At 45.6% G+C, this 13,111-nt stretch carries 10 protein-coding genes and 1 pseudogene; 6 read left to right on the plus strand and 5 right to left on the minus strand.

What is annotated here, in order from left to right; all coding sequences use genetic code 11:
• Positions 1-212: 212 nt before the first annotated feature.
• On the plus strand, positions 213-380 hold the full coding sequence (locus AC6I8Y_RS11190) for a hypothetical protein (protein ID WP_128648446.1): 168 nt from the start codon (positions 213-215) through the stop codon (positions 378-380).
• 116 nt (positions 381-496) lie between these two features.
• Here the strand turns inward: AC6I8Y_RS11190 and topA are convergent, their stop codons facing one another.
• A complete protein-coding gene (topA, locus tag AC6I8Y_RS11195) occupies positions 497-3,130 on the minus strand; it encodes a type I DNA topoisomerase (RefSeq protein ID WP_498020200.1) in 2,634 nt (877 codons plus the stop codon).
• Positions 3,131-3,464: 334 nt separating this feature from the next.
• Here topA and AC6I8Y_RS11200 point away from each other — a divergent pair, with 334 nt between their 5' ends.
• The gene (locus AC6I8Y_RS11200) at positions 3,465-3,710 is read left to right on the plus strand and encodes a YciN family protein (RefSeq protein WP_234495540.1); all 246 of its coding nucleotides are present in this window, start codon (positions 3,465-3,467) and stop codon (positions 3,708-3,710) included.
• 51 nt (positions 3,711-3,761) lie between these two features.
• On the opposite strand, the gene aroA is transcribed toward AC6I8Y_RS11200, so the two are convergent.
• Positions 3,762-5,045, minus strand: coding sequence for a 3-phosphoshikimate 1-carboxyvinyltransferase (aroA, locus tag AC6I8Y_RS11205; RefSeq protein ID WP_498020201.1), 1,284 nt, complete (start codon positions 5,043-5,045; stop codon positions 3,762-3,764).
• Between the two features lie 192 nt (positions 5,046-5,237).
• Here aroA and aat point away from each other — a divergent pair, with 192 nt between their 5' ends.
• The 3 genes from aat (at position 5,238) to infA (ending at position 6,961) form a co-directional block, all read left to right on the plus strand.
• On the plus strand, positions 5,238-5,966 hold the full coding sequence (gene aat, locus AC6I8Y_RS11210; RefSeq protein WP_498020202.1) for a leucyl/phenylalanyl-tRNA--protein transferase: 729 nt from the start codon (positions 5,238-5,240) through the stop codon (positions 5,964-5,966).
• Positions 5,963-6,661 carry an arginyltransferase gene (locus AC6I8Y_RS11215; RefSeq protein WP_252011669.1) on the plus strand — a complete coding sequence of 233 codons (699 nt, stop codon included), beginning with the start codon at positions 5,963-5,965 and terminating at the stop codon, positions 6,659-6,661. Before aat ends, AC6I8Y_RS11215 begins: the two co-directional genes overlap by 4 nt.
• Before the next feature lie 81 nt (positions 6,662-6,742).
• Positions 6,743-6,961, plus strand: coding sequence for a translation initiation factor IF-1 (infA, locus tag AC6I8Y_RS11220; protein WP_001040192.1), 219 nt, complete (start codon positions 6,743-6,745; stop codon positions 6,959-6,961).
• Positions 6,962-7,083: 122 nt separating this feature from the next.
• Here the strand turns inward: infA and clpA are convergent, their stop codons facing one another.
• A complete protein-coding gene (gene clpA / locus AC6I8Y_RS11225; protein WP_498020203.1) occupies positions 7,084-9,366 on the minus strand; it encodes an ATP-dependent Clp protease ATP-binding subunit ClpA in 2,283 nt (760 codons plus the stop codon).
• A gap of 41 nt (positions 9,367-9,407) precedes the next feature.
• Positions 9,408-9,728: an ATP-dependent Clp protease adapter ClpS gene (clpS, locus tag AC6I8Y_RS11230; protein WP_042476814.1), complete on the minus strand. Its 321-nt coding sequence runs from the start codon at positions 9,726-9,728 to the stop codon at positions 9,408-9,410.
• 549 nt (positions 9,729-10,277) lie between these two features.
• Between clpS and cspD the strand changes: the two genes are divergently transcribed.
• Positions 10,278-10,499, plus strand: coding sequence for a cold shock domain-containing protein CspD (cspD, locus tag AC6I8Y_RS11235; protein WP_042476908.1), 222 nt, complete (start codon positions 10,278-10,280; stop codon positions 10,497-10,499).
• Positions 10,500-10,595: 96 nt separating this feature from the next.
• On the opposite strand, the pseudogene AC6I8Y_RS11240 reads toward cspD, so the two are convergent.
• A pseudogene (locus tag AC6I8Y_RS11240) lies at positions 10,596-12,819 on the minus strand (NADP-dependent isocitrate dehydrogenase).
• Between the last annotated feature and the right edge of the window lie 292 nt (positions 12,820-13,111).

Raw genomic sequence — 13,111 nt, forward strand, 5'->3', positions numbered from 1 at the left:
ATTAATATTTTGACTACTTTATAGAGAATAACATCTTGATATCGTGAAGCTATTACAAAGACGTGACCAACGTGCTTCATAGTGTGCGTCAGTTGAACATTTTTATAGCTAACGTGAGACAGTGAAGTCTTAGACTTTAGTCTTATTGTGAGTATGGCAACGACAAGATAAAGTCCACATAGTCCAAAGCCCATGTTGAAAAGGAAAATACCATGGTAGAAAACAACAACTTTCAAATGGCCATCGATCTACTGTGCTGCCACTTGGGAATCAGTGAAGATGAGGCTCGTGAGCAACTTGGTATCAGCGACATCAGTGACGTTGATACGCACATCATGGAAACTCAGTCCGCTTTAGTGGGTCTGTCTGAAGACAAGTAAGTACAGCATCTATTGAGTCGGGGCTGCGATTGTATCGCAGCCCCGATTTTTTTGTGTCTCACAGGTACAAAAAAAGCCTGACTTGAGCATCAAGTCAGGCTTTACGAGTTTAGTGCTTAAGACTCTTTCTTAGGCTTTTTGCGTTTGTCGGTAATTTCCCACTTACCGTCAACATAAAGGCCAGTCCATCCTGAAGGCTTACCTTCGATCTCTGAGCGAATGTAGTTCTCTTTCGTCTTACGGCTAAAACGAACGACCGTAGGACGACCATCAGGATCCTCTGTAGGTGCTTCTGCTAGATAGACGAACTTCGGCGACAGACGCTCTTTAAAGCGTGCCAACTCACTCACTAACGGAGCACGAGTCTCGCGAGATTTAGGGAAGTTACTCGCCGCCATGAACAGACCAGAAGCACCATCACGCAATACAAAGTACGCATCTGAGTTTTCACATGGCAACTCAGGGAAGTGCACTGGATCTTCTTTCGGAGGAGCGATCTCACCATTTTTTAGGATCTTACGAGTGTTCTTACAGTTTTCGTTTGTGCAATCCATGTACTTACCAAAACGGCCATTTTTAAGAACCATTTCAGAACCACATTTATCACACTCAACCGTCGGACCATCATAGCCCTTAACCTTAAACTCGCCGTGCTCAACAACATAGCCTTCACAGTTCGGGTTATTACCACATACGTGAAGTTTGCGCTTGTCATCAATAAGGTACGCGTCCATCGCAGTTTCACAGATAGGACAGCGCTTCTTAGCGCGAAGTGCCGCAGTCTCAACGTCTTCTTCTAGAACATTGATGATGCCTTCTTCATCGCCAAGGTTGATCGTTGTTTTACAGCGCTCTTTTGGCGGCAGTGCGTAACCAGAACAACCAAGGAATACACCAGTAGATGCCGTGCGAATACCCATAGGGCGACCACATGTTGGACACTCAATATCAGTCTCAACAATATGGTTTGGCTTCATACCACCGTGGTCTTCATCCAGCTCAGCTTTGCCAAGGTCGGTTGTGAACTCTTCGAAGAACTCATTCAGAACCTGCTTCCAGTTGGTCTCACCTTCAGCGATTTGGTCGAGCCTCTGCTCCATACGAGCGGTGAAGTCGTAGTTCATCAAATCTGTAAAGCTGTCATCTAAACGGTCGGTAACAATCTCACCCATTTTCTCGGCGTAGAAACGGCGCTGCTCCACTTTCACATAGCCACGGTCTTGGATCGTAGAGATGATAGAAGCATAAGTAGAAGGACGACCAATACCGCGCTTCTCTAGCTCTTTAACCAAAGCAGCTTCCGTGAAGCGCGCTGGCGGCTTAGTAAAGTGCTGTTTTGGATCCAGTGCAACAAGGTCAAGCTTATCGCCTAACTGTACTGCTGGAAGAATCGCGTCTTCATTCTTGCCCATTGGACGTTGAACACGAGTCCAACCATCAAACTTAAGAATACGGCCTTTCGCTTTAAGCGTGTAATCATCTGCCTTAACGCTGATTGTCGTTGAATCGTATTTTGCTGGTGTCATTTGACACGCAACAAACTGATTCCAAATCAACGCATACAGCTTATGAGCGTCCGCTTCCACGCCATTTAAGTCGTCAACTTTTACATTCACGTCAGATGGACGAATCGCTTCGTGCGCTTCTTGTGCACCTTCTTTACTACCGTAAAAGTTTGGTTTCTCCGGTAGGTATTCGCCGCCAAACTCACTATCGATAAAGCCGCGTACAGCGTCTACCGCTTCCGCACTCAAGTTTGTTGAGTCAGTACGCATGTAGGTGATGTAACCCGCTTCATAGAGTCGTTGAGCAAGCATCATGGTCTTTTTAACACCATAACCCAAGCGTGTACTTGCCGCTTGCTGGAGTGTCGACGTGATGTACGGTGCCGAAGGCTTGCTTTGCGTCGGACGATCTTCGCGTTTACAAACTTCATAAACCGCTTTATCTAACGTCGCGACAGCGGCTTGCGCCTCGGTTTCGTTGGCAGGCTTAAACGCTTTACCTTGCTTTTGAGCAACAAGTAAACGGAAGTCTGTTTTATCTGTTGTTTTGGTGTCGGCATGAATATCCCAGAACTCTTCAGGAATAAACGCATTGATTTCACGCTCACGTTCAACCAATAGTTTTACTGCCACAGACTGTACTCGACCTGCAGACAAGCCTCTCGCTACTTTTTTCCATAGCAGAGGAGACACCATAAAGCCCACTACTCGGTCGAGGAAACGACGAGCTTGCTGAGCATTAACACCATCCATATTCAGCTCGCCAGGATCCTGGAACGCTTGCTGGATAGCATTTTTAGTAATTTCGTTAAAGACCACACGCTTGTATCGCTCTTCATCGCCACCGATGATCTCACGAAGGTGCCATGCGATAGCTTCTCCTTCGCGGTCCAAATCGGTTGCGAGATAAACGTGGTCAGCGTCTTTTGCAAGCTTTTGTAGCTCAGCCACTACCTTTTCTTTGCCAGGTAGTACTTGATAATTTGCCGCCCAATCGTCGTATGGGTTGATACCCATCTTTTTAATGAGTGCCTTACGGTCTTTTTCTTTTTTAATGCGTGCTTTTTCTTCAGCACTTAAGCCTTTGGTAGACACCGCTGCTGCTTTTTTACCTGTACTCTGACCGGCTGTCGGCAAATCACGTACGTGACCCACACTCGACTTAACAATAAAGTCTTTACCGAGGTACTTATTAATGGTTTTAGCTTTAGCAGGTGACTCCACTATAACTAGTGACTTTCCCATAATGACACTAACGTCCTATATCACATTGCGACATTTAATCGCACGATGTTCGAAATGTATGCTTCTTTTTTACTATTGAGCGAGAACAAAAGAAGATCAACCTGTTTTTTTACAATCAGACGCTAATTGGTCGACAAATGTCCGATTGAAACGGGCTCGCTATTTAAAAAATGGCGCAATATTAAACGTCATTTACCCAAGTTGACTAGCAACAATAATCAAAATTTGTGGCAAATCACAAATTGCTGCTAACTATAGCCGAGATATTTGTCCTTGCAAAATGTGTTGTCACTCATAAACTACGGCAAAAGCCATATATATAGAGGACATCAATATGTCACAAAGAAAGCCAATCTCTCAATTCGACCTTTTGTTGATTGCGAATCAGGTCATTCAAGAGCACGAAGACTTCATCGAAGGTATGCGTGCTGACAGCGTTGAAGAAAAAGACGGTGTATTAGTATTTAAGGGCAATTATTTCTTAGATGACAATGGTCTTCCAACTGAAAAAACAACGGCTGTATTCAACATGTTCAAATACTTAGCCCACCACCTTTCAAAAGAATTTACTGTCGAATAACGACTCAATAGATTAAAAAAAGCGCCCTATCTTACGAGAGGGCGCTTTTTATTATGACTGGCTTAGAGCTTCTAGCTTGTCAAAGTAATCTGGGAATGTCTTTGACGTACACTTAGGGTCATTGATAGTCACAGGAGTGTCACTTAGCGCAACCAGTGAAAAACACATCGCCATGCGGTGGTCATCGTATGTATCAATCGCAGCGTGCTTCAGATCTTTCGTTGGCTCAACAATGATATAGTCTTCACCTTCTTCTACGGTAGCACCGACTTTACGCAGTTCAGTAGCCATCGCAGCCAAACGATCCGTCTCTTTTACACGCCAGTTGTAAACATTACGGATAGCCGTCGTCCCTTTGGCAAAAAGTGCCGTGGTCGCAATTGTCATCGCCGCATCCGGAATATGGTTGTAATCCATATCGATACCGACAAGTTCACCCTTGCGACATAGGATATAGTCATCACCCCATTCAATATCAGCGCCCATCTTCTCAAGCGCGTCTGCGAAATGGATATCGCCTTGAATGCTGTTTTTCCCGATACCCGTCACTTTAATCTCGCCGCCCTTGATGGCTGCTGCCGCTAGGAAATATGAGGCCGATGATGCATCGCCTTCAACGAGGAATTGACCCGGTGATTGGTACTGTTGACCACTTTTGACAACGAAGTTCTGATAATCTTGGTTTTCAACTTCCACACCAAACTGCTTCATGATGTGTAGGGTGATATCAATATATGGCTTAGAAACCAACTCACCAACAATCTCAATGGTAACGTCTGATTCAGCAAGTGGCGCTGACATCAAAAACGCGGTTAAAAACTGACTCGAGATTGAGCCATCTATTTTAACGTGACCACCTTTCAGGCCCGTACCTTTGATATTGAGTGGTGGGTAGTTTTCGTTCTCTAGATAAGTGATATCCGCCCCTGCCTCTACAAGCGCATCAACCAAGTGACCGATTGGACGCTCTTTCATGCGAGGCTCGCCAGTCAAGACGAACTCACCTTTGCCTAGACAAAGTGCCGCGGCGAGTGGTCGCATTGCTGTTCCTGCGTTACCCAGAAATAGCTCGGTTGAAGAGTCTACAGAAAAAGCCTTACCTAAACCTTTGACAACACATTGAGTTTTATCCGCAGATAACTGATACTCGACGCCCAGTTTAGTAAGGGCATTCAGCATGTGTCGAATGTCATCACTATCGAGCAAATTAGTTAGGGTAGTTGTACCCTCGGCTAGCGCAGCCAGCAGTAATGCACGATTGGAAACGCTTTTAGAACCAGGAAGATTCACCGTTCCTGATACTTTCTGAATTGGTTGTAATGTTAAGCTTTCCATTGGGGTGTTTAATCCTTTGCTGATACTTCGGTCCTAACGTGAAGTATCCTCTATAATTCTTCGTACTGGCAGACTATCGAAAATAAAGAATGAGCGCCACCCCTAAAACTGCTAACGGCGGTTAAAAATCAGGCAAACAGGTACTAGCCAGCTAGTACAGCGAAAAATAAAGGAAATCAGAGCCTATTCCGTATGACCATATATCTTCCAGAACTAGACAGTCATGACCTAAGCTTCCCTTCGCCATTTGAGGCTTTAGATGAACCTAACGGTTTACTCGCTTTTGGTGGTGACCTGAGTCCGCAACGACTCATTAGTGCCTATAAGAGCGGCGTTTTTCCTTGGTTTGGACCCAATGAACCTCTTTTGTGGTGGAGTCCTTCTCCGCGAGCCGTTTTCTTCCCAGAATCTTTCCAACCCTCGAAAAGCTTACGAAAATTCCAACGTAAGCACGGTTATCAGGTCACGATAAATAAAGATACGGCTTCGGTGATTGGGTTTTGCTCCAGTACTCGACCACTGGAGGAAACCTGGCTAAATGACGATATGCAAGCTGCATACATTGAACTCGCAAACCAAGGTCATTGTCACTCTGTCGAAGTATGGCAAAACCAGGAGTTAGTGGGCGGTCTCTATGGTCTTTCTATCGGGCAGGTATTTTGCGGCGAGTCGATGTTTTCTCTGGCAACCAATGCGTCCAAAATCGCCCTTTGGTATTTCTGCGAACACTTTACTTTGAACGGAGGAAAGCTGATCGACTGCCAAGTCATGAACTCTCACCTGCAATCCCTCGGCGCGACAGAATTGGATCGAGTCTCATTCTTGGAAAAGCTGTATCAATATCAACAATCCGCTGTAGAACGTTCCTGTTTTGAGCACCAGACGCTATCATTGCCTATAGAGAGGAGTGAGAGTAGATGAACATGGCCTTGCAACAAATTCGTATTGGACTGAGTCGACAGCAACCTTGCAGTTATATTCCATCAAAGGAAGAACGTGTCGCGATCGTCCTTGAAAAGGAGATGCACAGCGGGGAAAACTTCGAAATGCTGCTCGCCAATGGCTTTCGCCGCAGTGGCAATACACTCTACAAGCCACAGTGTGATACGTGCCAGGCCTGTCAAGCTCTAAGGGTAGCAGTGCAAGACTTCAGCCCTTCAAAAAGTCAAAAACGACTATGGTCAAAAGGCAAACATCTGCGTTGGGAAATCCGTAGCCAACTCGACGAAAAGTGGTTTGAACTCTATGCCAAATATATCGAAGGAAGGCACGCTTCTGGAAGCATGTATCCCCCTCGTGAAAAAGAGTTTTTTGAATTCGCCGATTGCACTTGGTTAACCATGCATTACCTTCACATCTATGACGGAGAAGATCTGGTTGCCATCGCTATTACGGATATACTTGAAAACAGCGCTAGTGCTTTCTACACCTTTTTTGACCCAGACTATGAGCTGTCATTAGGGACTTACGCGGTGTTGTGCCAGTTAGAATACTGTCGCCAGTACAACAAGCAGTGGCTCTACTTGGGCTATCAAATCGATGATTGCTCCGCTATGAACTACAAAACCCGCTTCCAACGTCATCAAAGGCTAGTAAATCAGCGTTGGCAAGGGTAGAATACACCGCAACTTTACATATTGAGATTTTAGCGGCACAATGCTCGCCGTTAAAAACGCCACATTTCGAAAGAGGATTAAATGGCTAAAGAAGACGTAATTGAGATGCAAGGCACTGTTCTTGATACTCTACCAAACACAATGTTCCGTGTTGAACTAGAAAACGGTCACGTAGTTACTGCACACATCTCTGGTAAGATGCGTAAAAACTACATCCGTATCCTTACTGGTGACAAAGTAACTGTAGAGATGACTCCATACGACCTATCTAAAGGCCGCATCGTCTTCCGCGCTCGTTAATCTACGATTGTCGAATGCAATAAAAAACGGAGCTCTCGGCTCCGTTTTTTATTGTGATCTCTACATCAGATACTAAAAAGCGTACCCATTTGGGTACGCTTTTTTATTACTCTTCGCGACTATTAGTGATGCGCTTCAGCCGCTTCCTTTGAACCGATATATTCGAATGCGAGCTCATCCTCTTCCAAAGAAACACGCACCGTACCGCCATCAACTAAGCTACCAAACAACAGCTCGTTGGCCAGTGGCTTTTTGAGCTTGTCTTGGATGACACGACCCATTGGACGTGCCCCCATGGTCTTGTCGTAACCTTTGACAGCTAACCAGTCACGAGCTTCATCAGACACCTCTAAAGACACTCCGCGTGAATCTAGCTGCGCTTGCAGCTCAACAATAAACTTGTCGACCACTTGGTGAATGACAACATCATCTAAGCTGTTGAACCAGATGATACCGTCAAGGCGGTTACGGAACTCTGGCGTGAACACACGCTTAATCGCACCCATCGCGTCAGGTTTGTGGTCTTGCTGGATAAGACCAATCGATTTCTTCTCTGTCTCGGTTACACCGGCATTACTGGTCATGACCAAAATAACATTTCGGAAATCGGCTTTGCGGCCATTGTTGTCCGTCAGCGTACCATTATCCATCACTTGCAACAGCAGGTTGAAGATATCTGGGTGAGCCTTCTCAATCTCATCGAGAAGAACGACAGAGTGCGGATGCTTAATAACAGCGTCAGTCAATAGACCGCCTTGGTCATAACCTACATAGCCCGGAGGTGCACCGATCAAACGGCTGACCGAATGTCTTTCGCCATATTCAGACATATCAAAGCGAAGCAATTCGATGCCCAGCAGTTTCGACAGCTGAACGGTCACTTCAGTTTTACCTACCCCAGTAGGACCTGCGAACAAGAACGAACCTACAGGTTTATCCTCATTGCCAAGACCTGCGCGAGTCATCTTGATTGCTTCACTAAGCACATCGATCGCTTGGTCTTGTCCGAATACCAACATCTTCATCTTCTCATCAAGATTCTGAAGAATGTCTTTGTCAGAAGAAGACACTGATTTCTCTGGGATCCTAGCCATCTTAGCCACCATAGCTTCGATGTCCGCGACACCCACAGTTTTCTTGCGACGGCTGGCAGGAACCAAGCGGCTACGAGCACCAGCTTCATCGATTACATCAATGGCTTTGTCTGGAAGGTGACGCTCATTAATGTATTTAGCCGACAGCTCTACCGCAGCTCGCAGTGCTTTGTTGGTATAACGTACTTCATGGTGCTCTTCGTACTTAGGTTTCAAACCCATCAAAATCTTAGTGGTGTCATCTAAAGATGGTTCCACCACGTCAATTTTCTGGAATCGACGAGATAGCGCGCGCTCTTTGTCGAAGATGTTGCTGTACTCTTGGTAGGTCGTCGAACCGATACAGCGCAATTTACCACTACTCAATAGAGGTTTAATCAAGTTAGCGGCGTCAACTTGACCACCAGACGCAGCTCCCGCTCCAATGATGGTGTGGATTTCATCGATGAATAGGATGGCATCGTCTTCTTTCTCAAGCTGTTTCAGGATTGCCTTGAAGCGTTTCTCGAAGTCACCGCGATATTTGGTGCCCGCGAGAAGCGACCCAATATCCAGAGAATAGATAACGCTGTCTTTGATGACTTCAGGTACTTGACCTTCGACGATTCTCCACGCAAGCCCTTCTGCAATCGCCGTCTTACCAACACCCGCTTCACCCACTAACAACGGGTTGTTTTTACGACGTCGACAAAGGACTTGGATTGTACGCTCTAGCTCTTTATCACGGCCAATGAGAGGGTCAATATTCCCCGCTTTTGCAACTTGGTTCAGGTTGGTTGCAAAGCTCTCTAAGCGGTCTTCGCTGTTCGCATCTTCAATGCTTTCGCTGCTACCGCCTAACGAACCACTAGAAGGCTCATCACCTGAAGGGCCGGCATTCTTGGTGATCCCGTGTGAGATAAAGTTAACAATGTCTAGGCGGCTAATGTCATTCTTCTTTAGAAGATAAGCCGCATGAGATTCCTGCTCGCTGAAAATGGCGACCAGAACGTTGGCACCTGTCACTTCACTGCGACCAGATGATTGAACATGGAAGACGGCACGCTGAAGTACTCGTTGGAAACTAAGCGTAGGCTGGGTTTCTCTTGTATCGTCAGAGTCTGGAATGAGCGGAGTGGTTTGATCGATGAAGATATCCAACTCGTTACGCAACGTTTCTAGGTTAGCGTTGCATGCTGTTAGGGCCTCTTTAGCCGAGTCATTTTCCAACAAAGCTAAAAGGAGATGCTCTACGGTCATGAATTCATGTCTTTTGTCGCGGGCACGAGCAAATGCACCGTTCAGACTCGATTCTAGTTCTTTATTCAGCATAAGTACCTCCTAAGGAATGGCATGCGCCATTCAAGCGAAAATTAGGCTTTTTCCATGGTACACAAAAGTGGGTGTTCATGTTCCCTTGAATACATGGTCACTTGAGCAACTTTCGTTTCAGCAACTTCAGCAGTGTAGGTGCCACAGACGGCTTTACCTTCATAGTGTACAGCTAGCATCACCTGCGTTGCTTTGTCCTCGTTGAGTGAAAAAAAGCGTTCCAAGATTTCTACAACAAAGTCCATCGGAGTGTAATCATCGTTATTGAGGATAACGTTATACAGCGCCGGTGGCTCAACCTTAGTTTTTTCTTTCTCCAATAAATCTGAGTCTGGAGTCACCCATTCAAAATTTTTACTCATGGCCAGATGTTCGAGAGTTTTCTTACAAATTCATCACAATGTGACAGTATCCAGTCTGAGCTTCTCAGCTAAGTTGCTTTCAATCTGCCACTCGAAAAACATCTCTTATTAAGAGACTAATGCACCAATTGTATCGCTGCAAACAAAACAATGCTATTAGTGTGTGTCACATATGAGCCACGTTGAAAAAAGTTATCCTCCCCCCCCCTCTAGCATACAGTAAGCCTATGTAAACAGAAGCGTTCCATTGCACATTTGTTAAAACCAAAGCGCATATGTATAGAATATGTAGTTATTTATACTAGTTTCCTATTGACTACGCTCAATGTTTGACTAGAGTGGTTAACTAGTGACTAAAATTTAACAAGTTTTGAATCAGTATTCCCCAGCGTATGGGAAATTTCTCACAGTGAACTCGCTGATTTTGGCTAGCCACTGGTGCTAAATACGATGGTTTAGAGCGAATAGTCTCATGAAGTCAGTAGATTTACCGAAGGTCAGTATCTTCTACCACAACTTCAGTTACAAAATGCATGAGGGATGTATAGCATGGCGACAGGTACAGTAAAATGGTTTAACAATGCCAAGGGATTTGGCTTTATTTGTCCAGAGGGTGAAGACGGCGATATTTTCGCGCACTACTCAACAATCAAAATGGATGGCTACCGCACTCTAAAAGCAGGGCAGCAAGTCAACTACGAGGTAGAAGAAGGGCCAAAGGGCTACCACGCGAGCTCGGTCACTCCGGTAGAAGGTGATTTAGCGAAGTAGTAAAGCACAACAAATCCAATCCAACGTTACAACAGAAGTACTGACCACAGGATTAAAAAAACCACCCGAAGGTGGTTTTTTTATGTCTAGTCACTGTTAGCCGATAATGCTATTCAGCGTCGCGCTTGGGCGCATTAGTGAAGAAGCCTTCGCGTCATTCGGTTGATAGTAGCCGCCAAGATCACCTGCAACGCCTTGAGCGTTATTCAATTCAGAAACGATGATGCTTTCGTTAGACGCCAGTTGCTCAGCAATCGGTGCAAATTCTTCTGCTAATGCTGCATCTTCAGTTTGAACCGCGAGAGCTTGAGCCCAGTAAAGTGCTAGGTAGTAGTGAGAACCACGGTTGTCTAACTCACCCACTTTACGTGAAGGTGACTTGTTTTCGTCTAGGAACTTACCCGTCGCTGAGTCTAGAGCTTTCGCGAGTACATTTGCTTTCTCTTTGCCAGAAACGACCGCTAGGTGCTCTAGAGAAGCTGCTAAGGCTAAGAACTCACCCAAAGAATCCCAACGTAGGTGGTTTTCTTTTTGTACTTGCTGAACGTGCTTAGGCGCAGAGCCACCAGCACCAGTTTCAAACAGACCACCACCATTCATCAGTGGAACGATAGACAGCATTTTTGCTGACGTACCGAGTTCTAGAATTGGGAACAAATCGGTTAGGTAGTCACGAAGTACGTTACCTGTTACCGAGATAGTGTCTAGACCTTCTTTGATGCGCTCAAGCGAGAATAGTGTTGCTTCTAGCGGCGCCTTAATGTGGATCTCTAGGCCTGCAGTGTCGTGCTGAGGAAGATACTGATTTACTTTCTTAATCAGCTCGGCATCGTGTGCACGATTTTCGTCTAGCCAGAACACGGCAGGTGTGCTTGAAGCGCGTGCACGTGTTACCGCCAACTTAACCCAGTCTTGAATCGGCGCGTCTTTCACCTGACACATACGGAAGATATCGCCTTCCTCAACGGATTGTTCAATAAGTACGTTGCCCTCGGCATCAACGACAGAAACCGTACCCGCATCACTCATAATAAAGGTTTTATCGTGAGAGCCGTACTCTTCTGCTTTTTGCGCCATCAAGCCCACGTTAGGTACGCTACCCATCGTCGTTGGATCGAACGCACCGTGCTGCTTACAGAAGTCGATAACCGCTTGATAGATGCTTGCGTAGCTGCGATCTGGGATCATCGCCTTCGTGTCTTTTTTGCTTACCATCTGGGCCCCACATCTGCCCAGAAGAGCGCAGCATTGCCGGCATCGATGCATCAACAATGATGTCACTAGGTACGTGCAGGTTAGTAATACCACGATCAGAGTCAACCATAGCCAGTGGAGGCTGTGTCTCGTATACCGCTGCTAGATCAGCTTCAATTTCCGATTTCTGCGCTGCTGGCAATGATGCAATCTTCGCATACACATCACCGATACCGTTATTGACATCAACGCCCAGCTCATTGAAAAGCGCGCCATGCTTGTCAAATACCGCTTTGTAGTAAACCTTAACGGCGTGACCAAAGATGACCGGGTCAGATACCTTCATCATGGTCGCTTTCATATGCAGAGAAAGTAGTACGTCTTGCTTCTTAGCGTCTTCAATTTGCTCTTCGAAGAATGCAACAAGCGCGTTTTTATTCATTACAGAAGCATCAATGATTTCGCCTGCTTGTAATGCAACTTTTTCTTTAAGTACTTTTGTCTCACCTGCTGATGAAGTGAACTGAATCTTCACATCGGTTGCGCTTGTCGTCGTTACTGACTTTTCGCTACCGAAGAAATCGCTATCAGACATGCTCGAAACATGAGACTTAGAATCTGATGCCCACGCGCCCATTGAGTGAGGGTTTTTCTTTGCGTAATTTTTCACAGACAGTGGCGCGCGACGGTCTGAGTTACCTTCACGCAGTACTGGGTTTACAGCACTGCCTTTAATTTTGTCATAAACCGCTTTAACGGCTTCTTGCTCTGCATTTGCAGGCTCTTCCGGGTAATCTGGAAGATCGTAGCCATTCGCTTGAAGTTCTTTGATAGCAGCTTGTAGCTGAGGAATCGATGCAGAGATGTTTGGTAGTTTAATGATGTTTGCTTCTGGTGTTTTGGCTAGTTCGCCAAGCTCTGCTAACGCATCACCAATGCGTTGTTCTTCTTTGAGATAGTCAGGGAAGTTGGCAATGATACGCCCTGCTAGTGAAATATCTCTTGTTTCAACATCAATACCTGAAGACGCGGTGAATGACTGAATGATCGGTAGCAATGAATATGTTGCCAGCGCTGGCGCTTCATCAGTAATGGTATAGATGATTGTCGGCTTTTCTGTAGGCATGAAATTTCCCTATCGTTCTAATCGGGCTGAGCACCCTTTATCAATTAACGCCTCCATTTGGACGGCGTAAACGTTTTGACTGGACACCAACTCGAGAGCAAACCTAAGACAACTGCAGATGAAAACTCATCGTTTTGGCGTAGTTTTGTTCAGTCAAACGAAATCCTAAGCACTTATAATTAAACAAAATTGGTCAATTAGTCTATTATCTTGTGCGTTATTCCTGTTTTTGAGCGCGCTCATGATAGCTCAAAACACCCGTAGACAAAACTAAACCACACAGTTCGTTTAC

Source organism: Vibrio sp. KUL78, assembly GCF_059725505.1.